This is a genomic window from Methylobacterium sp. NEAU K (assembly GCF_030700285.1).
Classification (GTDB): domain Bacteria; phylum Pseudomonadota; class Alphaproteobacteria; order Rhizobiales; family Beijerinckiaceae; genus Methylobacterium.
In genome coordinates this window covers 85162-111338 of record NZ_JAUYZJ010000017.1, presented here as the reverse complement: position 1 = coordinate 111338, position 26177 = coordinate 85162, and the positions used below count along the sequence as shown (strand labels likewise).

Annotated in this window: 18 protein-coding genes, 2 pseudogenes and 1 other annotated feature; of the genes and pseudogenes, 5 read left to right on the top strand and 15 right to left on the bottom strand. The window is 63.5% G+C overall.

Going from position 1 to position 26177, the window contains the following annotated elements:
- From Q8W67_RS15405 to Q8W67_RS15390, 4 genes and pseudogenes are all read right to left on the bottom strand, one after another.
- Positions 1-890: B12-binding domain-containing protein (locus Q8W67_RS15405; protein ID WP_305547002.1), on the bottom strand; the 890-nt coding region annotated here is incomplete at its 3' end.
- Positions 891-1356: 466 nt separating this feature from the next.
- Positions 1357-1515 (bottom strand): annotated as a pseudogene (locus tag Q8W67_RS15400) (IS3 family transposase); the annotation flags it as partial.
- Positions 1516-1648: 133 nt separating this feature from the next.
- Positions 1649-2877, bottom strand: a protein-coding gene (locus Q8W67_RS15395) for an IS3 family transposase (RefSeq protein WP_305547000.1) whose coding sequence is annotated in 2 segments (ribosomal slippage) — positions 1649-2589 and positions 2589-2877 — 1230 coding nt in all. Because the reading frame shifts where the segments join, the coding sequence is not laid out codon by codon here.
- Positions 2480-2596, bottom strand: a sequence feature (AL1L pseudoknot). It overlaps the preceding gene by 117 nt.
- A 276-nt stretch (positions 2878-3153) precedes the next feature.
- Positions 3154-3393 carry a hypothetical protein gene (locus Q8W67_RS15390; protein WP_305546998.1) on the bottom strand — a complete coding sequence of 80 codons (240 nt, stop codon included), beginning with the start codon at positions 3391-3393 and terminating at the stop codon, positions 3154-3156.
- Between the two features lie 248 nt (positions 3394-3641).
- Here Q8W67_RS15390 and Q8W67_RS15385 point away from each other — a divergent pair.
- Positions 3642-5299, top strand: a pseudogene (locus tag Q8W67_RS15385) (IS1182 family transposase).
- A gap of 381 nt (positions 5300-5680) precedes the next feature.
- Here Q8W67_RS15385 and Q8W67_RS15380 read toward each other — a convergent pair.
- The 4 genes from Q8W67_RS15380 to Q8W67_RS15365 all read right to left on the bottom strand — a co-directional run bounded on the left by Q8W67_RS15380 (position 5681) and on the right by Q8W67_RS15365 (position 9409).
- A complete protein-coding gene (locus tag Q8W67_RS15380; protein WP_305546996.1) occupies positions 5681-6679 on the bottom strand; it encodes an AMP-binding protein in 999 nt (332 codons plus the stop codon).
- 227 nt (positions 6680-6906) lie between these two features.
- The gene (locus Q8W67_RS15375) at positions 6907-8193 is read right to left on the bottom strand and encodes a sensor domain-containing diguanylate cyclase (RefSeq protein ID WP_305546994.1); all 1287 of its coding nucleotides are present in this window, start codon (positions 8191-8193) and stop codon (positions 6907-6909) included.
- Positions 8194-8204: 11 nt separating this feature from the next.
- Positions 8205-8561, bottom strand: coding sequence for a hypothetical protein (locus Q8W67_RS15370; RefSeq protein WP_305546992.1), 357 nt, complete (start codon positions 8559-8561; stop codon positions 8205-8207).
- 38 nt (positions 8562-8599) lie between these two features.
- Positions 8600-9409 (bottom strand): EAL domain-containing protein, encoded by an 810-nt coding sequence (locus tag Q8W67_RS15365; protein ID WP_305546990.1) that lies wholly within the window; start codon positions 9407-9409, stop codon positions 8600-8602.
- An 813-nt stretch (positions 9410-10222) separates the two neighbouring features.
- On the opposite strand from Q8W67_RS15365, the gene Q8W67_RS15360 reads away from it, so the two are divergent.
- The 3 genes from Q8W67_RS15360 (at position 10223) to Q8W67_RS15350 (ending at position 15287) form a co-directional block, all read left to right on the top strand.
- Entirely contained in the window at positions 10223-12394 is a 2172-nt protein-coding gene (locus Q8W67_RS15360; protein ID WP_305546988.1) for an AAA family ATPase, read from the top strand.
- Positions 12395-12396: 2 nt separating this feature from the next.
- Positions 12397-12588: a hypothetical protein gene (locus Q8W67_RS15355; protein ID WP_305546986.1), complete on the top strand. Its 192-nt coding sequence runs from the start codon at positions 12397-12399 to the stop codon at positions 12586-12588.
- A gap of 1208 nt (positions 12589-13796) precedes the next feature.
- Positions 13797-15287 carry a hypothetical protein gene (locus Q8W67_RS15350; RefSeq protein WP_305546984.1) on the top strand — a complete coding sequence of 497 codons (1491 nt, stop codon included), beginning with the start codon at positions 13797-13799 and terminating at the stop codon, positions 15285-15287.
- 219 nt (positions 15288-15506) lie between these two features.
- On the opposite strand, the gene Q8W67_RS15345 is transcribed toward Q8W67_RS15350, so the two are convergent.
- From Q8W67_RS15345 to Q8W67_RS15315, 7 genes are all read right to left on the bottom strand, one after another.
- Positions 15507-17261 (bottom strand): hypothetical protein, encoded by a 1755-nt coding sequence (locus tag Q8W67_RS15345; RefSeq protein ID WP_370693887.1) that lies wholly within the window; start codon positions 17259-17261, stop codon positions 15507-15509.
- 67 nt (positions 17262-17328) lie between these two features.
- Positions 17329-18411 (bottom strand): ATP-binding protein, encoded by a 1083-nt coding sequence (locus Q8W67_RS15340; RefSeq protein ID WP_305546980.1) that lies wholly within the window; start codon positions 18409-18411, stop codon positions 17329-17331.
- A 49-nt stretch (positions 18412-18460) separates the two neighbouring features.
- Positions 18461-20740 (bottom strand): hypothetical protein, encoded by a 2280-nt coding sequence (locus Q8W67_RS15335; RefSeq protein WP_305546977.1) that lies wholly within the window; start codon positions 20738-20740, stop codon positions 18461-18463.
- A gap of 92 nt (positions 20741-20832) precedes the next feature.
- Positions 20833-21552 (bottom strand): hypothetical protein, encoded by a 720-nt coding sequence (locus Q8W67_RS15330; RefSeq protein WP_305546974.1) that lies wholly within the window; start codon positions 21550-21552, stop codon positions 20833-20835.
- Between the two features lie 621 nt (positions 21553-22173).
- Entirely contained in the window at positions 22174-22359 is a 186-nt protein-coding gene (locus Q8W67_RS15325) for a hypothetical protein (protein ID WP_305546972.1), read from the bottom strand.
- 693 nt (positions 22360-23052) lie between these two features.
- Positions 23053-23706, bottom strand: a complete 654-nt coding sequence (locus tag Q8W67_RS15320; protein WP_305546970.1) for a hypothetical protein — start codon at positions 23704-23706, stop codon at positions 23053-23055.
- 282 nt (positions 23707-23988) lie between these two features.
- Positions 23989-24330 (bottom strand): hypothetical protein, encoded by a 342-nt coding sequence (locus tag Q8W67_RS15315; RefSeq protein WP_305546968.1) that lies wholly within the window; start codon positions 24328-24330, stop codon positions 23989-23991.
- A gap of 296 nt (positions 24331-24626) precedes the next feature.
- Between Q8W67_RS15315 and Q8W67_RS15310 the strand changes: the two genes are divergently transcribed.
- A complete protein-coding gene (locus Q8W67_RS15310) occupies positions 24627-25571 on the top strand; it encodes a hypothetical protein (RefSeq protein WP_305546966.1) in 945 nt (314 codons plus the stop codon).
- Positions 25572-26177 lie beyond the last annotated feature (606 nt).

Below are 26177 nucleotides of genomic sequence, written 5' to 3'. Positions count from 1 at the left end.
CCGATGGATCGATTGCACGATGCCTCGCGAACGGAGCGGATCGCCATGGCGAGCTGATCGACGCGCGCCTCGTTGCTGAGCGTCAGGCCGACGACGCCGAACCATTCGGACGCTACCAAAGCGGCGATCTCTTCCGGGCTGGAGGAGAGCCCGATCGACACCACCCAGCCGGCCCTGTGCAGGAACTGCTCGACGATCCGCACGCCGAACGTGTGCTGCTCTCCGGGTGCGCTCATCAGGAGCAGGCGGCGTTTCCCGTCGCTTGGGACCGCATCCCCGTCCACCCGGAACCGCGACACGAGACACTGTAGGCGGGCGACACCCGTCGTCACCTCGATGAAATCGCACAGATCGTCGTCCCACATGCGGCCCAGGAGGGCCGCGGAGGGCGCCAGCAGATCGAGGAACAGCCGATCGACGGGATGGCCTTCCGCCACCAGGGCCGAGAAAGCCTCGACCATGGGCGCATCATCCTCCGCAAGCGCCAAATCCGTGAAGGCCGCGACCTGCCCCACCTCTGGTTTGAACGTCGGTTTGGGCGCTTCCGAAACGAAACCGCGATGCAGCAGCATCAGCTGAGGGATGATCTCGGACTGGACGACTTGCCCCAGGGCCAGACACCGCTCGCGGGCGGCCGGGGCTGCCCGTTTGCGCGCATAGGTCGGGCGGGCTTCTGGCGTGCGCTTGGTCGCATGGGGGGAACTATCACCCCACGGATATTCAGACGAAGCAAGGTTCTGCATCGCCCCCCCTTTTGGCGTCACTGCGTCGACGGTCTCAATGGCCTGTCGATCGCGGGAAGCCATCAAAGCTGCCCGGGGTGGCAATGTAAAGACATGCGGCTCGCCGCCGCGTTGGTCTGTTGTCGCATCTGTGGCAATGTTCTGCATGTCGAACGACGACTATAAGAATTTATGCCTGCATGTCGAGGTCAGCCGGAGTCTTTACGGACGTCGGCTCTGGGCTTGGTCTATTTATGCTGGCGAGTACGAATACGCTGTCGATCGTTCTTATCCAATGTTTTCTAGCAGCGACCTCGCGATGAAGGTCGGAGTTACAGTAAGAAATTATATATATACCAAGTATGGCGTCAGCACGAGGACGCTACATTAGATATTTTTACATCGATTCAGACCGAATTTATGTATGTGTCCGCGCTAAAGTGACAAATTTGCGGCGCCTAATCTAGTGTTTCGGGGCTTCGAAATGGCCGCCTCGCGACGGAAGCATCGTGCGGCAGGGCAGCCGTGGAAGCAGAACCTGGGGTTTTGGTCCTGGACCCCTTATGCTCAGCACAGCCGGATACGAGAAGCCTGCAGCGGTGATCCGGTCCTACGGGGTGGTCCGGATCGAAAGTTAGTGCGCGGTAGGCAGGGCCACCACGGGTAGCTTGGCCGGCGGAGTTGGTCGGGCAAGCGCAGCTGGCCAAGCGGTAATGGCTGGGATGAACACCTCCAGGGCCGGCGGCCGGTATCCCAACGAGGCATGTAGGCTCACGGTGTTGTAGTGACGTCTCTAGTGCAGTGACGCGGACGAAGGATTCACGCACACGGTGAGACGTGCGAGTCTGGGCAATGGCTCAGACGGTATGCGTGCTCCTCGATGCGACTGAACCGCCCCGGGGTTCCCGGAGGCCATTTGGTTTGGGTCAGGCCGCCAAGGACTGGGCCTCGGCCTGGGCATAATAGCGCGCTTCGGCCTCGGTGGGAGGGACGTTGCCGATGGGTTCGAGTAGCCGGCGGTGATTGAACCAATCGACCCATTCGAGGGTGGCGAACTCGACCGCCTCGAAGGACCGCCACGGCCCGCGCCGATGGATCACCTCGTTCTTTAACAGGCCGATCACCGTCTCGGCCAGAGCATTATCGTACGGGTCGCCGACGCTGCCGACGGAGGGTTCGATGCCTGCCTCGGCGAGGCGCTCGGTGTAGCGGAGGCTCACGTATTGCGATCCGCGGTCCGAGTGACAGACGAGGCCGCTGCCGGCGAAGGGGCGGCGCTCGTGCAAAGCCTGCTCCAGGGCAGCGAGCACGAAGTCCGCTCGGGCCGAACGTGAAACGCGCCAGCCCACGATCCGGCGGGCGAAGACATCGATCACGAAGGCCACGTAGGCGAAGCCGCCCCAGGTCGCGACATACGTAAAATCCGCGACCCACAGACGGTTCGGGCACGCCGCCTTGAACTGCCGGTTGACCCGGTCGCGTGGGCAGGCCGCAGCCGGATCGGGGATCGTCGTCCGGACCGTCTTGCCCCGCACGACGCCCTTCAGGCCCATCGCTCGCATCAGCCGAGCGACGGTGCAGCGGGCGGCCACGACCCCGTCCCGGCCGAGTTGCCGCCAGACCTTGCGCACGCCGTAGACCCGGAAGTTCGCCTCATACACACGCCGGATCTCGATCATGAGCGTCGCGTCCCGCTTGGCGCGGGCCGGCAGCGTCTCGGGCGCAGCCCGTCGTGCGACATGGGCATGGTACGTCGACGGGGCGATCGGCAGGACCTTGCAGATCGGCTCGACCCCGTAGAGCATGCGATGATCGTCGATGAAGGCGATCATGACCGGGATCGGCGGTCGAGCTCCACCATCGCAAAATACGCGCTCGCCTTCCTCAGGATCTCGTTGGCCTGCCAGAGCTCGCGGTTCTCCCGCTCCAGCGCCTTGATCCGCTCGCGCTCGTCCGTGGTCGGTCCGGCCCGCACGTCTCGGTCGCGCTCGGCTTGGCGAACCCAGTTCCTCAGCGTCTCGCCCGAGCAACCGATCTTACCGGCGATCGACTGCATCGCGGCCCACGGCGAGCCGTGCTCGTCCTGATGCTCACGGACCATCCGGACCGCCCGCTCGCGGACCTCAGGAGAAAAAGGTGGGGTATGCTTCGTCATGGCTCCAGTCTCTCAAGAGTTGGAGCCTCCGGGAAACCCGGGGCAGTTCAATCAAGGCGCGCCGGCCCGCCGTGAATAGAGTTAGAGTTCTTGACGTTTCCGGATTCCCCACGATGCCGGGACCAATCCCATAGCAGGAAGGCCGGGAATGGGAGCACGATGGCGAAGAAGATCCAGTCGAACATTTGCGGCATGGTGTGGGCCTCCAATTCACTGGGTAAATGTCGCCCCTCGCCAGCGGTTCGCTTCGCCCCGGATGCAGGATTCGGATCGTGACTACGATCCGGCGATCGCCGGGGCCGAACTCAGCCCGGGCTGCATCGCCTTGGAATGGCATTCCAGTTCGAGCGCCACGATCCGATGGCTACGCGCCACGGCGATCAAGGCATCGGCTTCCTCGATTAAATTGACGGACCGAAGCTCGCTGGAAATTTCAGCGGCCTCGTCGGCGAGGTATCGGTGAACCACGGCGCTCTGTTCGAGCCTCAGCATCATTGACCGCAATGCGTCAGCCATGAACGATCCCCCTATCGTTCGATAACTTTCAAAGATGGGGGAATGTTCAAGTTTGCGTGGAATAATTGGTTGGCGGCTTGCCGACCCTCGTCGCCACGCCAACGGAAAAGGAATTCAACACTACGTCGTTTCGACACAGCTGCGCAGTAAAATGGCTGATCTTGTATGGAAAACAACCTGACCCTGTTGGCGAATTCCGAGCAGTGGTGAGCTGGGTGTAGGGTGGCTGTCCCGCCCGGAGACCGCTCATGTCGCTCCGCCCGCAATCCGTGCTCGCGCCGGTGCCTGAGGACACCTCTCGGATCGCCCAAACCGCGTTCCACCGCGGCAATCCCTACTGGTGCTGCGGGACCACCTCGGTCCCATCTTCGCCGACACGGCCTTTGCCGACCTCTATCCGGCGCGCGGCCAACCCGCCTACGCGCCCTGGCGTCTGGCCCTCGTCACGCTGATGCAGTTCCGCGAAGGCCTGAGCGATCGCCAGGCGGCCGAGGCAGTCCGGGCTCGGATCGACTGGAAGTACCTGCTGGCACTCGACCTCATCGATCCCGGCTTCGACCACAGCCTTCTGTGCGAGTTCCGAGGCCGGCTCCTGCAGCACGCGGCCGGCGAACGCTTGCTGGCCCGCATCCTCGATACCGCGCGCGATCAAGGCCTGCTCAAGGCGCGGGGCCGTCAGCGCACCGACAGCACGCACGTGCTCGCGGCAGTGCGGGATCTCAACCGGGTCGAGCTTCTGGCCGAGACGCTGCGCGCAGCCCTCAATGCCGTCGCGACAGTCGCCCCCGCTTGGCTGCGTGCTCTCGCCCTGCCTGAGTGGCACACACGCTACGATCATCGGGTCGAGGAAACGCGCCTGCCGGAGACCGGCGCGAAGCGCGAGGCTTACGTCCTCCGCGTCGGGGCGGATGGCTATCGCCTGCTCGACGCCGTGGACGACGCAGATGCGCCGCCGTTGTCCACGGCTTTCCCCGCCCTCGCCGTCCTCCGGCGGGTGTGGGCGCGCCACTTCGAGCGGGGGAGCGGCACGGACGGCGAGGCCGGCCTGGTGCGGTTGCGCGACGTGCGGGGTCGTGGTCCCGGCGACCGTGTCGAGTCACCCTACGACATCGACGCCCGGTTCCGGGCCAAGTCCGGAACCGACTGGACCGGGTACATGGTCCATCTGACGGAAACCTGCGACCCCGGCCTGCCGCGGCTGGTCGTCCACACCGACACCACGCCGGCCAACGTGCACGAAGCCGTTCGCACCGGCGCGATCCACGAAGCGCTGTCCGAGGCAGGCCTAGCCCCGTCCGAGCATCTGGTCGATGCCGCGTACGTGAGCGCCGAGCAGCTGGTGGTGGCCAACGCACGGCACGGGATCGCCCTGATCGGCCCGGCGCGGTCCAATCACAGTTGGCAGCGGCGCAATGCCGAGGCGATCCAGGTGGCGGACTTCGCCGTCGACTGGGAACGCCGCCGCGTGTGCTGTCCGGAGGGTCGTGAGAGCACGAGCTGGGGCGTGTACCGAGACACGGCGAGCGCTCGCCCGTTCATCCGAGCCGGCTTCAGCCCTGGCGACTGCCGTCCCTGTCCGGCCAAGCCACGCTGTACGCGGGCGACGAGCCGCCGGCTGACCCTGCACCCGCGTGCCGAGCACGAGGCGTTGGCGGCGGCGCGCCAGCAGCAACATAGCGAGCAGGGCCGACGCCTGTACGAGCAACGGCAGGGCATCGAGGGCACGATCTCGCAGGGCGTGCGCAGCTTCGGCCTGCGCCGAGCCCGCTACCGCGGACTGGCCAAGACGACCTTCCAGGGTGTGGCCACGGCCGCTGCCCTCAACCTGGATCGTCTCGCCGCGTGGTTCGGGCACAGACCGCTGGCTTCGGCGCATACCTCACGCTTCAGCGCTCTCGCCGCATAGCCGCCGACTTCGCCAACAGTGTCCGACCGTTTTCCCGACGATCCCCGGAGACGCGTGTCGGGCCGGCCAAAACGGCCGCAATCGTGTCGGAAAACCGTGTCGGCTGTTCAAGGGTCGGCATAACGTTCATCCCTTTACGGCGGCAGCAAGAATGCTGCGATATCTGGTTTAGCGCATCACGCGCCCGAAACCGGCCAGACGGCTTTCGGCCATACCCAGCCGGCCGGTCTGCGCCCGTTGCGGTCTTGAGAACGAGCTGTGCAGATTGCTGTAAGGGGACAAGGCTGCACCGTTTAGACGTCAGAGCTTTCGAGCGTATTCTTGCTGTCGGCCGGTGTCGGGATTTCACGCCAACCAACCGTCAGGACTGGTCTGCGCTCCTTACCAGTCGGCGCATTTGCCCATCATGCCTGTCGGCAGCCGAGGCCCGAAGGTGAGTGCCATCGGTCGCTCAGCCACCGCCAGTGCGCCGTCGATCCATGCGTAGAGATCGGTCCGCAACGCGGTCGGATCAGCCCCCACATCAGGTACGATGAAGGCTTTCAGACGGGAACCCTCATCCGGGCGCATCTGACGCACCGCCGCGTCGCGAACCCCCAGCCGCTCACGCAGGCGCGCCGCCACTCGGTCCGGGTACACGTTGATGCCGCCCACCTGTACGGCACCATCCTGTCGGCCTGCCAGCTCAAACCGGTTCCCATCTCGCAGCCGGATGCGATCGGGTAATGTGAGACGCCGTCCAGATCGATGGACGACCTCCGGAGCATCCTCGCTGATCGGCTCGACGAAATGCCAGTGCGGCATGAGAACGTACGAAACCTCGGGCCAGCGGCGCACGGCCACGCCGGCCGTCTCAGACGAACCATACACCTCCGTCATCGCCGACAGGCCGCGCTCGCAGAGCGCCGCGATCAAGTCCGGCGGACACGGGGCGGTGGAGACCACGCCAGCGACGTCCTCCGGCCAGCCGGGCAGCGAGCGCTCCAGCCAGCGCCAGCGGTCGGGAAACGTGACGACGAGATCCCCCGGCGCAAGGTAGCGAGTGATCTCAGCAGGGCTGAGCTTCGTCGCGTCGACATGGTCGACCCCCAGCGCATCGGGCAGGAGCGCGGCGAACAAAAAGCCATAGGCGTGGTGAGCCGGCACGAGGGAGACGACGCGCCGCCTGTCCCGGAACAGCTCCCCCAGGAACGCGGTCTCGGTGCGTAGAGCATCGGCCGTGTGCGAGCAGCGCTTCGGTCGCCCGCTCGTCCCAGAGCTCGAGAAGGTGATCGAAGCGACACCGGAGCTCCGGGCTGCCTCTACATGCTCAATCCAAGCCCCGAACGTGGCGTCCGCGAGCAGCCCGTCCTCACCGCCCGCCTCGTAGAGGTGGAACATCTCATTGACCGCGGAGGCCAGCCATAAACGCTCCAACGAGTCGCACCCTAACCCCTCTCCCGCTCCAGAGCTTATCTGCATGGTTTCGGGCCATGCGAGTGGCAGCTGCGCCGGAAGACGCGCGTCAGGATTACCGCGGCCGCGTGCTCTGAGAAGTTCAGTGATGAGCAGGCTTTGCAGGACCCTAGCCAGGGCGCTTCGCGATAGCATCACGGGATTACCAGCGTTCAGGCCGCTGCCTGATCTGAGTTTGACAGAGCGACCCGGTCGCGGCCCGCGCGCTTGGCACTGTACAGCGCACTGTCCGCGGCCGCGAGCAGGCCAGCCAAGGATGCGGCGGGATCGGTATCGAGCGCAGAGCAGCCAAAGCTTGCGGTGATGCACAGCTGGATCTCGCCCACATCGATCGGCTCGCGTGCGAGCGAGGCGCGCAAGCGTTCGGCCACAGCAGAGGCCGCCATCAGCGAGGTGCCTGGCAGAAGCACCACGAACTCCTCGCCGCCCATGCGGGCGAAGATATCCTCTGGACGCAGTTCCGCTTCGCAGCGGCGCGCGACTTCGCGCAGCACCACGTCACCGGCAGCGTGCCCGTGCTCGTCGTTCACGCGCTTGAAGTGATCGACATCGAGGACGACGAGAGCCAACGACCCGCCATCACGGAGTGCTCGTAGGAGTTGGCGTTCCGCTGTCTCGAAGAAGTGGGCGCGGTTGCTCGCGCCCGTGAGATGGTCGAGCGTCAGCATCCTGCGCAAGTCGGCCGCGTCACGCCCTTGGCGGGTCACTGCTCGGATGACGAGGGTATATCCCGCGGCAGCCCCCGCTGCCTCGTCGCGCACGGCAACCAAGCGCTGGCACCAGTAGCGACCGCCATCGGCAAGGGCGTGCCAGCCCTCATGCAGGTACCAGCCATCCCGTTGCGCCACGGCAATTGCCTCACCGGGCAGCGGCATCGCCGACGCGCGGTCCGGACGGTCGAACCACTCGAATGGTTTGCCGATGAGCTCGGCGTCCGTAAAGCCGGTCTGCCGTGCCGCTGAGGATGTGACCGCGTCAATGCACCCGTTCGCGTCGAGTGAGAGCACCGCGACATCATCGACGCCGTCGAGTAGGGAGGCGAACCAGGTCTCAGCTTGCTTCAATCGTCGCTCACGGGCGACCTGCTCGGTCACATCCGAGAGCGTAGCGACATACCGGTCCTGGGTCAGCTTCACGATGCTGCAGGCCAGGACGGTCGAGCGCTCCCCGCGTCCGGTCACGATGCGGTGGCCATCACAGACCGTACCCTGCGGCGGGGAGAAGTGCTGAACCAAGTTGCGCAGTTCCGGCGCGCAGCTGTCCATGACGTCAAATAGGTTGATAACGAAGGGCTTGCCTGCGATCGGCATCAGAAGGCCCATCGCGGCCGGGTTGACCATGCTGATGGCGCCGGCGGCCGAGAACTCGACGAGCCCGGCCGGGCAGGCATAGAGGAACTGCAGCAGGGCCGCATTCTCGGCTTCGAGATCTGTCGTCACCGCGGCCTCGCTCAGCGCTGGATCAGGATGAAGCGGCGATCGGCCCGCGGCGCCTTCATCAGCCGCAGCCGCACGGGTGTCGGACGCATGCGCAGGGTGAGCACGTAGTCGATGATCGCGTCGATCTCCGCCTCGTCCTCGAAGCGCTGCGCCACCATGAAGTTGTTCATGCACTGGGCGGTCACGGAGAAGTAGTGCGTGCCGATCACCCCATCGCGGTGAAGGCCGGCCAGTTGCGCCTCCGTGGCGTTGTAGGTCTCAACGATGCCCTCTGCTGACAGTCCGACGACCCCGAAAGGCAGCGTGTCGAGCTGATCCGCCTCAAGGGTGAGGAGCGTGTCGAGAGAGATGGCTTCGAAAGAGAGCACGGCAGCGCCTTTCAAATCGATCCGATGTTGCTCAGGCCTCAGGCTGCCCGCGTACCAACCTCACCATCCAGGGCAGCCTCAGTCCTTGACCAAGCAGAGCCTCGCTCCGGGAGCCATGCTGCCGGCAAGCTGGCCACGGCCGGTTTTGCGAACAGGTAGCCTTGGAACAGGTGAATGCCGGCCGCGCGTAGAGTGTCCAACTCGGCTTCTGTCTCCACGCCCTCGGCGATCACCTCGATGCCCAACTGGCGTGCAATCGCGACTACACCCGCGACGATGGTCTGGCGAGAGTGCGACACTGCGATGCCGCGGATCAGCTCCATGTCGAGCTTGATGAAGTCGGGCTGGAAGCTCGCGAGCAGGTTGAGCCCGGCGTATCCTGCACCGAAGTCGTCGAGCGCGGTGGCAAAGCCCTGTTTGCGATACTCGGTGACGATGCGCTGAACGTGGGCGACATCGGCCATGCGCTCGTTCTCGGTGAACTCGAACATGATCTTCTGATGTGCGAAGCCGACGCGGCGTGCAGCGTCCAGCGTCGCCCGGATGCACGCGGCTGGTTCGTAGACAGCGTTGGGCATGAAGTTGATGGACAGATGGGTATCAGGTTCGACAAACAGCGAGCTGGCGAGCTCGATCGCCTTCACGCGGCAGGCCTGATCGAACTTGTAGCGGTTTGCCTCATCGACCATCGCGAGGATCTGAGCGGCGCCCTGACCTGAGACGCCTCTGACCAAAGCCTCGTAGCCCCACACGCCATGTCGTTGAAGGTCGAGGATGGGATGGAACGCCATCGTGAACTCGAAGGGCAGCGGCTCACCAGCCTGGCAACCCTGGCATCCCCTTTTCATGGCTTAAGCTTCCCATGACCGCTTGAATCGGAACAAGCTAACAGCTTGACGGTTTCGCTGACGTGAATTTCCAATGAGCATCAAAACCCGAGCTAAGGTTCGCTATCGGGGCGCGCTCGCAAGGCTTTGTGCGTCAGGGTTGGGTCGGTAAAGGGCTGTCCGCTTTTCCGATGGCGCCGCTCCGAAGCAGACCAGCTTCTTTCGGCCAAACCCGGTCGGCGGCTTTGCGCCCTTCCGCGCTGTTCAAACGCTGTCGATCGTAACCCGCAAGCGGACGCCTGATCGATCGATTCAGGCCACCGCAGATCATACTTTCTCACTTTCTCCGACCAGATTTCCAATCAAGCTTCGGACCTGACCCTGCACTAATTTCGAACTCGGACCACCGCATAGGGGCAGGTCAGTTGACCGGGAGAAAGATCAAGACTGCTCCGTCCGACTAACATCGGGTAGATCAATCTATTGCAGTCGGAAGCGATTAACCCTGTCCCACCATACGATCCGCTGCTCGCTCGATCGCCGAATAGTCGATATGGCAGAGGCTTTCATTCAAGGGCCGTTCCAGGCGCGCTCGGCTTCCACCTGTAGGTGGGCGTCCCGCCACGGCGCAAGCGTGCCATGTGGACAATCACGATCGACGGTGGCAATCGTTCTGTTTCTGTTCTAGTGCTGGCTTTCGCCCATGATGAGGGTGAACTCCTGCCGCGACGCCTGCAGAGCATCTCGAAGCATTCGAGCCAGCCGCGTTGCCTTTCGATCCCGATATCCACGCCAGTTGCCGACGCTCATGCGTACGGCTGCGGGAGAAGTCGCATGTTCGTGCCATCGCATGCCATTGCACCATCGATCTCAAGTCCGCCGACCGACGAAGCCTCCGACCAACTCGCTCGCGCCTTCCTGCAGCAACTTGCGCAGGATGAGCGGCGGCGTCTGAAGGCGAATCATCGCTCCAATTCGTATGCACTCGAGGATGACGCTCCGCTGGATGACGGCGATGCCGTAGAGAGGATCGTCGCGCGGGACGAGGCGAACCGGACCGAGACGGCACATGTGCCCGTCCCGGCCGACCTCGCCGCGGTCGCCGTGATGCTCGCACGCGCAGTCGCGGCCGAGACAGGCCTCGTCCGCCGGCTGCGCCGCGAGGCGCCCGTGGTCACGCTCGCGACGAACGTCTCGGACCTCGTCGAGCCGGTCCGGATCGTCGCCGAGAAGTGCCTGTTCCGCTCGCAGACCAAGGTCGTGGACCTCGCCGTCGGGAGAACATGGCGCGAACTGACCCGACGCCATGCCGCTCTTTTCGTGTGCGACGGGATCGGTCGCGACGCTCGGCCGGAAAAAGGCAACGAGGTGATCGGCACCGCCTTGCACGTCCGGATTCCGATCGTCGGCATCGCGCCCGACCCGAAACGGCAGCTTCCGCGAGACCTGATGCGCTCCGCCGAACACCGGATTGCGCTACCCGGGTTGGATCAGGCCGGCCTCGCGCTCGTCGTCGAAGCCGTCGTCGGCGGCCTTCCCTCAAGGATGTTCGATCCGGATCTTCTGCGCATGATCGACATCTCCGACCTGCCCGTCGCGTTCCGCAGAACCGACACGCCGGACGCCTGCCTCGAGGCGCTCGAGCGGATCCTTGCCGCCAAAGCCAACTTTCTCGGCGACGGTCCGGCGCTGGAGGTGCTCGACGGCTATGGCGAGGCCAAGACATGGGGGTTGGCTGCCGCAGCCGATCTGCAAGCCTACCGCGCCGGACGCCTGGAATGGGCGGAGATCGATCATCGCGGGCTGCTCCTATCGGGTCCGCCCGGTGTCGGGAAGACGAGCTTCGCCAGAGCCTTGGCGAAGAGCGCGCGCGTCCCGCTGGTGGCGACGTCCGTCGCCGAGTGGAACGCCTCGGACTACCTGTCCGGGACGTTGCAGGCCATCCGCAAGGTGTTCGCCCAGGCCAAGTCGCAGGCCCCCTGCATCCTGTTCATCGACGAACTGGACGGCATATCCGATCGTGCTCAGATCCGGGGCGACCACGTCCAGTACTGGACGCAGATCGTGAACCTGTTCCTCGAGTTGCTTTCAGGCGTGGACGAGCGCCCGGGCGTCGTGGTCGTCGCCGCGACCAACCATCCAGGGAAGATCGATCCTGCGGTCAAGCGCGCCGGACGTCTGGACCGTGAGATCGAGATCGAGAAGCCTGATACGACCGCGCTGGCCCGTATCTTTCGCCATCATCTGGGCAGCGAAATCCTGTCCGATGCGTCGACGCTTCCGTTGGCGCTGGCCGCGCGCGGCATGACGGGGGCGGACGTCGAGGCCTTCGTCCGACGGGCCAAGGGAACGGCCCGTCGCAGGGACCGGGCTGTGACGATCGATGATCTGCTCGTCGAGATCCGACAGGGGCGTCGTCCGCCGATGGAAGCGGTGAGGCATCGCGTGGCCGTCCACGAAGCCGGCCATGCGGTCGTGGCTCGCGCTTTCGGCCACGGCGAAGTGACGGACCTCTCGCTCTACGACGACGGCGGGGAGGTGTGCCTCGAGTCCGTCGACGACGGTGCGGCGACACTGGAGCGTCTGGAAGCTGCCTTGTCTTTTCTTCTGGCGGGCAGAGTCGCCGAGGAGATCGAACTCGGCGCCGGATCCATCGGTTCGGGAAACGGTGCCGCTTCGGATCTCGCCGTGGCGACCAGGCTCGCTCGCGACATTGAGTTGCGATACGGCCTCGGCCGCCTCGGCAACATCCATCTTGAGACCGTCCCCGGCGAAATGGTCATGATCGCAGGACTTCTTCCGGCCGTGATGGAGCGCCTGCGTCGTGCAGGCGAACGGGCACACGCCGTCCTGGTCGCACACAGGGCTGCCCTGCAGGCGATCGCCCATCAACTCGACGAAAACAGCTACCTTTCGCGCGGCGAAATCGAGGTCACCTTGTCCGCCAATGGACTGGACGCAGTGCCGGGAATTGCCGAATTCCACCTGGATGACGAGGAGATATAGTAATGTTCGCGCTGCCACCATCCGACATGGATGTCGGTGATCTGCGATCACTTTCCGAAGCGATCGACATGCTGTGTGTGGTTCTTGACACCGATCGAGAGGCTCTCATCGAAGGATTGACGGATATCGTGAGGAGACGCGCGGGTTTCGAGGATTGTAGGCAAACGCTGGATCGACGCATTCGTCGCGAGTAGAACCACATCGATTCCCAATTCTTACATCATGCGTCATTCCAGAAAACTCCGTCGCGACCTTTGGACTTATCTGTCGCGACGGAATCGGTGGTCATTTGTTGAAATTTTCTCAGGTTAAGCGGCTTTTTACTGTATTTTACTGTCAAGTTTTATTTAAATATTTAGATATATCGCAATCATTTTGAATATATCGAAATCGGTAGGCGCAAGCTGACCTGCCCCTATGCGGTGGTCCGAGTTCGAAATTAGTGCAGGGTCAAGGTCAGGGTCAAACCCGCCCCTGACGATTCAGCTTGCCTCTGTCTTGACCTGCCGCATGGGACCGAAGGGGACAAATCGATCAGGATCGGGAGTCCCGCCGAGGTAAACACGATCGGCCCCTCAGTACCTCGTATAGGTTTCCGGTAGTTGTGTGCAGCCCCGCTACCCTCCGAGGAAAGAGCATCACCGCTACCGATGGCCGAATGGCGGCTTTCGATCGTCCATCGGATGTCGAGTGTTTCGTTCACATAAAACTAATGAAAGAGGCAAGTCTGGCCGCGATCATCGATCTTCATGCTGGCAGGTCGGCAGTTCTGTGGCTACCGTCCATCCCATGACAGGGATCGTCCATATCAACGAAGGGCTCCTTAGCGAGCGCTTTCGCCGCGCCTGAAGGCCGGTCGACGATCCATGAAAAGATCGCGGCCGGCTCTCGAAGCCCGGTACAGCGCTCTCCGAAGATCCTTCCACAACTTGATCGTCGCCTTTCGCCCGATGGCGTGATGCGTCGGTTCGGAATTCGACATGGAGGAGGCACCAATGACGATCAGCAGTGCAAGCAAGACCCTTCGACCCAGCGAAACGGCCGACGAAATGACTCGCGGTGATCAGACGATTTCGAGGTTGCAGGAGTATCATCATGCATGCGCGTCACCACGCCGATCAGCCGGCGGAGATCAATCGACCCGATAGCGATCGCTCCTGGCCAATGGATCAGGAGGGTCGGGGATTGGGACGAAAGGGTATCTTCCCACCGGCAGGCTCGATGCCGTTCCCGCCGTAATAGCCGTTGCACACCATTCAAGGATCCGGCCAGACGCTTCCGACGGGGCCGGATCCTCCGATCGCAACGCTTCGTTCGCCAAAGTCGAAGCTTGCGGGAAGGCTTAGCGCGCCTGCAAGGAACAGGATGGCATCGAACATGTCGAGAAGGAGCGACAACATCGTTGCCCAACGAAGCGAATGCCCTCAAGCCCGTGCCGCTTCGAGGCGGCCCCTATAATGACGGCGAACCGGCCTACGGGTTGTTCGAGCGGCTGGCCAGGCGCGCCGGCGTGCCTCCCATGGACATGGCGCTCGATCACGAGCTTCGTTGGAAGTCCATACTGAAGGGCAGAGCGGTCGATCAGGTCGCCGCGCTGGCAGACGTCGAACCTGTCCGACTGCGACGCTCGACCCTGGTGCTCTCTTCCCAGCAGACCGTGCAATTGGGTGACACGGTCATGGACCGTCGTCTTTGGGATTATGATCGAAACGTCCATTGTCCCGAATGCTCCCGCCTGGACAGGGCCGCGGACATCGAAAGCATTCCGCTCGGAGCCCGCAGGCGGGTCTGGTGGGACTGCCTGGCGATCCGCTTCTGCCATGACCACCAGCGTCCCCTGGAACCGCGACCGTCTTCCGATGAAGAATTCAAGGCCGCAGAACTCATTGCATCGACTCCCCCGGATGCTTCGGTCGATGCCACGTGGGAGGCCTATCTCGTCGGCCGGCTGGGCTTCGGGCCGAGTATTCCAAAACGGTTGCTAGACGAACTGACCGTTGTCGACGCCTTGGTTTCGGCGGCACTCTTCGGATGGATCGCGCTGCATGGAAAAAGGGAGCACTTCGACAAGACCGTGGCCTTCCGCGACGCCGACGTGTTCCGTCGTGGATTCGAGATCCTCGAAAGCGAAGGCAGCCTGTCGACCTTCCTGGACGCACGGTGGCTGGAGACGAGCATCGAGAGCGCACGTCTGTCGTTGAAGGCCATCTACGGCGAACTTCACACCTACTATCTCGAGGGTGTCAAACGGCCTCTCGGGTTCTGCGGCGAAGACCACGCACCGCTTCGCGACAGGATCGTCGAACACGCGCTTTCCAGACTACCTCTAGGCCCCGATCCGAAAATCTTCCGAACCATATATCCCGGACGGGGCCTGCCGCCGATGCCGGCATCCCGCGACAAGAACTATGCCTGGGAGCTGCCCTTTTTCAGAATCGCGGTTGCGCTGGGTCTTCTAGATCCTGCGTGGGCGTATATGGAGTGGCGGATGATCGGAGTGCCGATCCATGTGATCGAACAGGTCGACGCCTTCACTGCGTCGACCGACACGTCAGCTAAGGTCGGTTCGATGCTCGGCCTCAGCGGCGACGAGATGGATCGGCTCGTCGCAAAGAGGCAGATCGTCCCAGTCCTGCGAACCAATCTCATGCATTACAATGAGTTCTACTTCGAGAAATCGGTTGTCGCACATTTCCTCGACAGGCTTACGAGAATGGCACCGGTGATATCGGACATTCCCGCGAACAGCCTACTATTCGAAAAGTGGCGACGCCTACGGCGGATGTCACGAATCCGCGTCGTCGAGGAGCTACTCGCAGGACACATCTCCGCCGTCGGTAGACTCTCGGGAGCCAACGGACTGGACGGCATCATCATGCCGGACAGCTGTTAGCTGGTCAAAATGTACGACTGTTGTAATCCGCCCTCTAATGTCAATTTTCATGCCCATCCCTCACAACGCATTGCATTCGCGCAGTGTAACGCTGTTTAATTCTTATGAAATCATTCGAAATGATATCGATCATATCTTGGCATAACCAGGCATTTCCGCAGATTGCGATCCTTAAAACGTAGATTGTAATGCAAAATCGTTGTTGAACGTCTCTCTGTCCTAATCCTGGCCTACCCTGGCAATCGTCGCACGCTCGAAGAATCTCGGTCCGATCCGACCTGCTCTCTCAAATTCGATTGCTGGAAGACAGTTCGCGGCGCGCATCCGCTCAAGCACGACCGTAGTACTCGTCCGCCATATCCGGGCAACCTCCGAAGCTGAGACGTATCGTGCCGCGAATGCCTCGACGATGTCGGATCGGACGAGCTTGCGGTTTCCCTTCACGCTTTCCGACGGGATATGACCTCCGGCGATGAGGCCTGCCATCGTGGCTTCCCGAAGTCCGAGCCGACGCCTGGCGGCCGACACGGTCAGATGCGAATCTCGGTACGCATCATCGAACGATCGATGTATGTCCGCTCCGAGGACGATGGCTTTCAGTCCGGTCTCTCCGACGATCACCGCGCAAGGCTCCGTCAGACCGTCGAGAATCCGCCGGCACAGCTCGACCATTCCGCAGGTTCTACTGACGGAAGGGAGACTTCGGCCGCCGGCCGGCATCCGGTCGACTGAAATGGCGGACCTCGTCAGCCTTCTCGGAAGGGCATCGACATCGTCGGGATCGAACACCGTGGCATTGCCGAACGCCTGCCGTCCCAGGTCGGAACGAGGAAGAATGCCGCCCGATGCGAGGGCCAGAACGGATTTCGCATTGATGCCGAGCCGGGAAGACGCGGTCGGAACGTCGATCAGCCGGTCCAGAAGTCGCCGAACTTCCACGACTTGGCCACGATCCACGGTATGGCGGATATGCCGAGGTCCTTTCTGCGGCAGAAGACCTGTAGTCTCGAGAACGCGGCGCGTCGGAGTATGGCTGAGATCGAGTAGCTTGCCGGCCGCCCGCAAATTCACCCGTCCGATCGTCGGACTATGGGATCCGTCGCCTCGCCGCTCCATCCAGAGGAAGTGCCGTCCTTGGAAGACGGCGGCTAACCGATCCATGACCCAAGCCCGTGCCGGGGAGGGTCCGAGGTTCCTGAGCCAAATGTAGAATGATCCGAGCGCGGATTTGAACGCGTCGGTCCGACCGGTGGCGTCGAGATATTGCCCCAGCGCCGCCTCGACTGCCCGCTCGCCGAGGATGCACATCTCCATTCCGGCCACCATGAGGGGCACCCGGTCGAGTCGGGAGACGTCCGTCAGACGGACGAGCGATCCGGGCTGGGCGATGCATCCGAGACGTTGCAGAAAGACGATCGCATCGCCGAGTGTCAGGTCGTCGAGGATCGGCATCTGCGATGATGGAAGCGCGGCCAAGCGTCCGACGATGTAGCTGTCGACGGAAGCAGATCCGAATGCGCCGCCCGCGCTCGGCGAGATGATCAGATCGGCGCCGCATCTACAGGTCGTGAGACCACCGCTCTCGAAGTCGCCTGGGCGTCCGCAGGCGTGGCAACGATCCGTAAGTCTCGTCAGATGGAACGGACAGGCGGACACGGCTGCAACCGACCACCAGCATCGTATGTGTGGCCCGTCTTCCCGCGCTTGGATACGGTCCTCGGCCCAACAGCTCGGGCAAAACCTTTTTCGACCGAAGACGAGGTGCGGCCGATGGAGGACCTGCCCGCACAGCCGATAGCGGCCCGGTCCGCAGAGCCGCGGTGTGGAGAAGGCGAGCTGTGCGAGATCCGCCTGCCCGTGACGGCAGGCGAAATCGAATCCCATACCGTTCGCGAGACCCGAAAGACTCGCGCCGACCTGCGAAAGTTTGCAGCCGCGCCATGCATATCCGTTGGCCTCCACGAGCCGAAGCACGTATCCATGTGCTGGCTCGTGGAGCCGGTGACGGGGTCTCAACGGGAAATACATCCTCGCTCTCCCGTCATGCGGCCGCGGCGCCCTTTGCCGTGCGGGATCGTGCGGATACCTTTTCCACATGGCCGCGCTCGGCCTTCCCTCGGGCGTTCCCCGCCGAAACCGCGCGACGGTCCCTCCCGCCCGCGCTGCCCGTGTCGGCGGCCTCGCGCTCGACGAGCCTTTCTCCGACCGGTTCAAGCTGGGCCTCCTCGTCGCCGACGAGCGCTTCCCGGAAGGGATTCGTCGCGTCCCCCGGCAGGCTCGTCTCATCGTAGACGTGCGCCAGGAAGTAGTCGTCGATACGCGCGATGCCGCGCTCGAGGCCGTACTCCAGGGCATTGAGCATCAGACGGGCGCAGAAGCCGATCAGACCACCCGTCGCGCGATGGATCCGAGCGGCGCGCGCCGGATCGTCGAGGTACGATGGCTCGGGCAGATCCATCGCGGCCTCCCAGCCGCGCAGGAAGGAGCGGAACTCCTCCTGCTCGACTCTGCTCTCGCCCCAGCCGAACGGGGCGAGCGGGAAACGGACCTTGCAGCGGCGGTTGAGCTGCGTGCTCCGGTCGACGGGTTTCGATGCGAGCCCCATTCCAGCGATCACGATATGGACCTTGGTGGACACGAGGAGGTCCTTGACGAGTTCGGAGAGGGCTTTGACGACCCTGTCGCGATCCTCGTCGACGCAATGGTGAAATTCGTCGAGGATCAACACCTTGGTCTTCTGGCCCACGATCTGAGCGCGCAGGCGGCCGAGGATCTGGTGCTTGCGAAGCTGGTCAGGGGCCTGTGCGCCGTAGGCGCGCAGGATCGCAGCGGCCAGCGCCGATTGCGACTGGGTACTCGGCACGCTGACGTAGACGATGGGGCGCTCGTCGCCGCTCGGGCCATCCGAGAGCACGAGCCCGTCGAAACCGATGCCGGCACTGCGGCCAGTCTCCCGGCGGATCCGCCCTCGTTCCTGCTCGATGAACCAACGAACGAGCGTCGTCTTGCCCGATCCGGACTCGCCGGTCAGCAGCATGATCTGGCCCGGATTTCCGCGTTCGGCCGATCGGCGCAGCCGATTCAGATGCTCCAGGCCGTCGACGAGGTCGGCGTGGTCGGGCACCAGGGCACGGGATGCCCGCGCCAGGATGGCTTCGGCTGCGGGGGCAAGATCAGTAGAAGCGGACATAGGACGCCTTTCTTGCCACCTGGGGGGACTCGCCGGACGACGGGAGAGCCGCCTTCGGGAGCATGGGTGCGCGGCGTCGAGCCACGCGGATCTCGGCCGCGGTGGTCGGCGCCGTGGGCGCTCCGCCGATCGCGGGAACAGTGGGGATCGGCCCGGTGCGTGAAGGACCAGGGACGGGAATGGGCGGCAGCCGCGGTCGCGGCTGCTGCCGCCGGGAGGTGGGACGAGGCGCTAAGGCATTCGGGCCGTCAGTCAGCGAAGGCATGGGGCCGAGGTCCATGGCCTCGGTCTTCTGCGCGGCCATCGGATCACGAACCTTGACGGTCCTTCGCGCCTCCTGAGCCGCGACGCGCTTGGCGAGGCGGCTCCTGAAGACTTCTTCCGTCCCCAGTTTCAACGCGCGCGTCGTGGCATCCAGAGCTGCTCGATGCTTGCGCCTGTGCACGCGCTTGTCGGCGTTGCGTCCGGCGCGAATCAGCTTGTGCTCGTGCTTCGTACGCCCGTGCGCGTCGGGATCGTTGCATTGCAGCGTGATCCAGCGGCCGCTTCCGGGTTCGAGAAGATAGGCACGACCGACATCGAGCGCGTCGATGCCGATGTCGAACTTCACGCCTTTGAGCTTGCGCTCCCAGAGGAGCTCCTGCAGCTCCTCGGAGCCGGCCCCGTAATGCAGCCCCTCCCATTCGACGCCGGTGTGCTGGACGGTGCGCCTGCAGCGTGTCGAGATGAGCGAGATCAGCTGATCGACGTCGTCGACCCATTCGACGCGTTTCCGATCGACGAGCTTGTTCCACCTGTCCAGCGGAGATCCGCCGATCCCCTCGTGCCAATCGATCATGTAGTAGTCGACGAGGAACTTCGTCACGACCCAGATGGCCTGATCCATCGTGAGGATGGCGTTTCCGGAAGGGTCGTAGTCGACGCGGCGGCCGCCGTCCTTGAACAGGCGACCCGGAATGCCGTCGAAGATCGCCTGCTTCGCGGTCCTGAAAAGTCGCTCGACCGCACCCTTCAGATCGGGATGGCCGGCGGGCGTATGCATGAGCCGGATCGCGAGCTGCGACGTAGCCGTGACGAGGCTCTCGGAACGGTAGTCGGCTCCTTGATCCGTGAACACCAGTTCCGGCTTCAACGTGCAGGGCCACGGGTTGACGATGTCGTGCATCGTCGCCACCCAATCCTTGGGCAGCATCGTCATGCGCAGGGTTTCCTGGATGGTCGCCCAACCGCGTTCGAGACCGACGTAGAAGCCGAGCGGGGCACGCGTCGCCAGATCCACGGCCAGGGTGAACTGGACGTGCTTGTAGGCGATCGACTGCTCCGGATCGCACAGCACGACCGGCAACTCGGTGGTGTCGATCTGGATCGCCTCGCCTGGCCTCGTGTATCTGCGTCCCGCCTGCTTGAGCCGGAGCGTGCGATCGGCCGTCTGGGCATCGTCACGGTAGGTGATCAGGTCGCGTCGTCGGACCCTGTCGATCAGCCGGTAGAACGATTTGATGTCGGGGACGAGCGTCTCGATCGCATCGGGATCGAGGTTTCCCGCCTCCCGAAGATCCTTGTCGACACCGGCCTCGCGGAGCTTGTTGCGGATGGCGTCGGATACGATTCCGAACAGGCCGGCCACCGCCGGGCGTTCGGGCTGCAGGAAGTAGAAGGCGGCGTACTCGTTCATCACTTCGACCGCGATCTTATGATGACGCGTGCCCCAGCGGCCCTGATGATGGTATTGAGGAATGAGGGCGCAATAACAGCGACCGCTTTTACGATACCGCGCGTACCAATCGAGCAGCGCGGCACCGCTACAAGGCATGTCGTCCTTCGGTTTGTTCCTGATCTGCTTCGCAACCCGCTCGCAGAGGCGATCGAGGCTCGCCGCCGTCAGGATGATTTTTGATTTCGGCTTGATACGCGCCGGGCGGAACAACGACCTGCGTCCGACCTCCCGGAGGGACAGGGCGAACTCGAGCGCCCGGATGAATTTCATCCGATAGCGGGCGACCTCCTGCTGGTGCTCCGAGAAAACGGAGATGTCCTTGCGCATGTCTGCGACGAGCTTGGCGGGGAGGCCAGCCATGCCCGCGCGGGTGATCGTCAGGCGACGGTCGCTCCAGAAGCGCGTGATGTCGCTCCATGTGAATGGACGGCTGTTGCCTCCGGCATGCGGTCGTAGGGCGATGCCGTTCTCGAGCAGGAGTTCCGGATCCCAGCGCTCGCCGTCGAACACGATATAGTCGCCTGGATGAAGCCGGAACGGGGGCATCGAACCTCTCTGTGATGCGTCGGGAACGGTCCGGCGGCGAGCATCGTATGCGTCAATGCTCGGCCGGTGCGAAGCGAGCCGCCCCTGATCCGTCAGGGGCTTCGAAGGACCGGATGGACGAGCGCGCGCTCGTCGATCTCGACATCGAGGTCCAATCGGACCTCCGACCGCACATGCAGACGCAGGACGGCCATATCCGAAGCCGTGCCGATGCCGGCCGCCCTGCGGATCTCGCCCATGGTCGGAACCGAGCCTTCGGCCTCGCGGAGGACGGCCCGCACGCGGTCGAGCGCACCGACATCCTCCATGGGCCCGGTATGCGGGAAGAGCATCTTCGCGTTCGCGAAGCGCGGCTCTTTCCGGATCTCGATTTCGGTCATCACCTCGTACAGGAAGCCGAGGCGTTCGAAGTTGCGGCGTATCAGGATAATGTCCTCCTCCAGACGCTCGACGTATTTCTTCGGCTTCACCTGCACGAATGTACGGGCGTTCCGATCGGTTCGCTTCGCCTCGAAGTCCGGAATGTGGGTACGCCAACGGCTCTTTCTCGGATCCCACCACCTGAGCTTCTCCGGCTGGGGACGGACCATGGTCGTCACGCCGTCGAAACGCGCCTGGACGACGAAGTCGTGCTCCAGCAGGGATTCCACCTCGATGATACCTTCGTAATGCTCGCCGAGACTGGGCCCCATCAGGTTGCCGAGATCGAACCAGGGTATGACACCGGTGAAGCTGCCCCTGTTCGTCTTCTTGTCGGCTTTGCGGACGCCGTTGATCCGCTTGAGCTGCTTGGTTCTGAAATCGAAACCCATCGCCTGATCCCCGTGCGCGAAGCATCCGGATGCCTCGCGCCGGTGGATCGGCGGGAGGGAGGAGTTGTTCGGGAGGCGGCTCGCCGTCGGCGTGGCCCCGATCGGCTACGCGTCGAAGAACTGCGGTGCGAGACGGCCACGGAACGACGCCGACGGCACCCGCAGACGGCGCGGACCGAAGGTGCGGCGTGTGCATCCGGGCAAGGAGCGGCCTTCTCGGGCGGAGTTACTGCTCGGTCTGCCGATGCGGAGGGTGATGCCGTTTCGATGGCCGCGCATCGGATCGATCGGGAGCGACCGACGGGCGAAGGCGGTCGACACCGACACATGAGTGCTCATGCAGACAACTCCTTCGCATGGACGCCGGGAATGGCTCAGAAAGGCGGCTGAACGCCGGATCGACGGCCGAAGGTCTGCCGAGATCGCGGACGGCTAACAGATGGGCGCCCTCTGAGGTGATCGAGGCCCCAACGGGTGGAACTCGGCATTCGCGGCCCGATGCCCTCGCGTGTCACGCCGACGACGTGACGGGCGGCATGGCCGTCTCCTCCCGACCAGGAATTCGGGAGATGCGTGCGACGACCCCGGATTGAGGCCGGGGTCGCCGATATTGGAGGGCGATCAGAAGAAGCCGCCGTCCGAGCAGGGCTTGCGTCGAGGATTGATCGGTCGATGCAAGTCCCGGAAGACATCGCCATCGACACGATCGAAATCGGGGTCGACGCAGTAATCACGCCCGTCATTCGAGAAATCTTTCGGATCAAATCCGAAGACGTCGAAATGGACGATTTTGGTGTCGGTACGCATGCAAGCCTCCTTGCGTTGTCGTTACTGGAATGCGCCAGCAGTAGAGCCCGCTCGTCTTCGGGCGAAACTCGGACAGAGGGAGTATCCTTGCGGATCTCACCCCCATCACGCGCTCGATCTGAACCGGAGTTCGGATTCGTCAGCCTCGTTCGAGCGCGATCGGGCCGGTGAGCGGGATGAGCGCGAATTTGGAAATGAGCATCGACATGTCAGCATCTCCTTTCCAGCTCGAGTGGAACCGAGACGTGGAACCGATCTGGATTCCGCGAGATGCGGAAACCGGGTCCTCGTCGGATTCCCGGCGGCTCCTCTCGCGAGGCGCACCCGGGGGATGTGTGCCGACGAGCCGGAAGTTCGATGCGCTCGGCGTGTTGCGACCAAGAGCAAAGGTCGGAACCTCGGTCCCGACACGGGCATATGCCCGCTTCCGACTGTTGGGCTCTCGTGAGGAAGTATCCGCGGGGCACATCGGCTCGCCGCGGTCGATCAGACCGAACGAACCGTTATGCGGCACGGACTCCCGTAAGGAGCCCTCTCGAAATAAGTTCGATCATCGTTTTCATACGCTCTAGTTAGCCCCTCCATACGCAAACTGCCAAGGTCGAGTTCCCCGGATCGACGTCGCGAGGAAGACGGGTTCGATGTTCGGTAAATTCGAGCGATACACCACCTAAAATATTTCATTTCAAATTGTCAGCATTGATCGTTAGCGCCGATCGCCAGTCCCGGGCCGGAAGCGGTCGGGGCAGGAAGTTTGTTTGGAACAGTCGTCCGGCGCCTGACGGGCGTGCTTGGCGAAAGCGGCCCTCGGAGGTCCACATCGACGAGGCCGGCGCATGCCAGCGCAAGAACGGCTTCGGTCGGGTCGACATCCCCGCCGCGAACGAGATCGGCGGTCTTGGCCAGCGTCGAGCCGTCGGACTGTTCCTCGAGAGATCGAAGGATACGCAGGCGGTTGCCCGGCGAGACCTGATGCCGCCGCGTCGACCAGACGGCGCGTGCGTCCGAGCATCTCGGCTCCGCGAGCACCACCGACCGCGGAAGAATCGCTTCTTCGAGACCGGCGATACCGAGCCCTCGCACGATCGGCTCCCGAACGGCGGTAATCAGTCGTCTCACGGCGTCGATATGGATTATGATCGAAAAGACGCTGCCGTTGCCGACGATGCCGGTTACCGGTTCGATGGACTCGATCCTTGAATCCAAGCTCACCTGAATCAGCAGATCGCGGTGCCAACGCGCCGGATAAACGATGGGCGTCGACGTCTTGAACGATCGAAAGCCGGGACGGCCCGTGTGAGCAACGTTCGATGCGCTAACGTGTGCTTTGTCGTGCGAGAGCGGCATGGCCACAACTCCGCCTTCGGCCATACGTCGCCGCGGGAACCGGAAGGCTTCGGCTCCGCCGGCAGTCGGCGTTCGTGAGGGGGCTGCATCTTGGCCTCGTCCGGAGAGGTCGTGTTCGTGGACCTGGCTCGACTGGCCGCGACATCCGCTCTGCGTCGGAATTTATCGAAGTGTGGAGGCAATTATTGCCCAAATCAACCCAATGATCGCCCACATCGAACAGCGGGAAATTCGGGCAAACACTCACCAAATCGATATTTCATTCAGCAATTCGCAGCATATTCATGCGTCGAGCCCGTCGTCGTCGGCGTTCGCGCCCCGCCGTTCCCCGACCCATGTCGAAAGGACGTCGAGGAACTCCCCTTCACGTTCGGGGACGATGGTGGACAGAAGGCGCTCCATTTCGGCTTCGACGGCACGACGAAAGGCTGCGGGGTCGGCACCAGCAGGTCCGAACGGCATCTCGGTGATCGTCAAGACGTCGAGGAATTGAGCGATTTCGTTCGGTGGTCCGTCGCTCGCCCAATAGTGGACGGTACGCAACGCGACGCCAAGTTCGGCCGCGAACGCCGTCTGCGTGCGCCCAAGCAACTTCAGCCTTGCCTTGAAGGAGCCGCCATCCATCCGCGATGCCAGAAGAAGACGCTGCCGGAGCCGTACCGAAGGAGTGGTCGGCAGAACATGCCATCGCCGCGCAGTCGACGCCAGGGATGTCGTGCCCTCATGGCGGAAGGGCGAACGGGCCGGCCCCGGACACTCGGACGCCCTCCGTCCGGCTACTTGGTCTCATGGCGCAGCGGACGCCGTTCACAGCCGGCCAACCGGTCGGGGAACGGGCATAAGCATCTGGCAACGATCACGTTTGCGATTTTCAAGACCACGATTCACCCTTGTGATTCGGCTATTCGAAGAAGTGAACGATGTTCGAGGCCACGAGGGCGATGCACGATGCCCGAGAGAGCGAAGCGGCGGCGTCGGAGCCGCAGATCGCGTTTGGGTCGAAGACCGGAGCGCGCTGGATCTCCCTGACCGCCATGTGCAGCCTGGCCAATGTCAACTGCTGCTCGATGGCCTCGGACGTCTGGCAGTCGCTCGTCGAAGCGACGCGTGCCGACGGCGTAGCCAAGCTCGGCGGCTGTCCCGTACGCATGTCGCTGCGGACGATCAGGGGCGTCGACCGCTGGTGCATGAACGACGTCGATGCCCGCGCGACGGCGATGGCGTTCAACCTGCGGATCCAGGAAGTCAGGAGAGCCGAGGCGCGGAACGGCGGCTTCCGCCGCGGCGCCGTCGATCACGATTGGCTCGATCGTGCCGCGGTTCTCAAGCTGCTCGGCAAACCGACCGACGATCCCGACTTCCAGCAGGTCTGGTTCATGCTGGCATACTCGAAGCGGGACGGCCGAGATCCGCACCTCGTCGATCGCGTCGTGCGCCTGCAGATTCTAGCGGTCGAATGGGGACGCCGCCTCCACGTGCATCGCGGCGACGTCGAACTGATCGGAAGAGTTTCCGAGCGCAGCTTCCGCGACCAGTTCCTTCAGCCCGATCAGATCGCCGCCCTTCTGGCGCAGCTCTACGAGGCGGAACACGGGCGCATCGCCCGCGAGGTCGCGGACTCCCTCGTGGCGATGTACGAGCGCACGGGACGCGTTCATCTCGAAGGCGTTCCCGTCAGGCTCGGATCAATCCCGAAACGGCCGCCCGGCGTCACGACCTGCCTCCACGTCTCATCCCTGCCGGCGATCGAGCGGGCAGTGTGCAATCTCTACGACGAGAGAGTTCTGGCCGAGGCCGGCAACGACATCGACCGCGGCGGCGTGGATGGCGACTTCGACAACGATACCTGGACGTACCGTCCCTGATCCTCGTCGTCGCCCCACGTCGCCCTGCTCGACGACGCGGCCCATCCTGTCGCCGATCGCAAAACGAGGCGACGGCAACTACAGGCGCGGACGGATGGCGGGCGAGCCAGCGCTCGATCGTCCGGCGCCCATCGAGCGGCGATGCCAGCAGTCGACGGGTCGCATGCCGCGGGCACGCTCAGCTCGGCACGAGGGCATTTCGGTCCGATACTCTATTGCCACGCGCCCGATCGGCGGCTCGCGGTGAAGCCAGCAGCGCAAGTCCAGCGTCCGGGCAGGAGGTGGATGGGTTTACGCGGTTTCCGATCGACGAAGCTCGCACCGGACGTCCAGCTTGCAAAGCGCCCTGTCATCAAAGCCGACAAAAAAATTTTTCCTAGTTAGGCTTCGGCAAAGGCTGGGATGCCGGCGACGGGTCTGTAGCGCGGATCGAATTGGTCCAGTGCGTTCAAGCAGTCGGTCGGTGGCCGGCATTTGGCGAGAGGCCCCTCTGGTGCTCAGCTTCGACATAACCAAGGTTGAAGTGCGCCACGAGGCAGCGATCACGCCTCGCCTTCCGCCAAACCGGACTGAAAGCCAGGGTCGCGGAGGAGCGATCAGACCCTG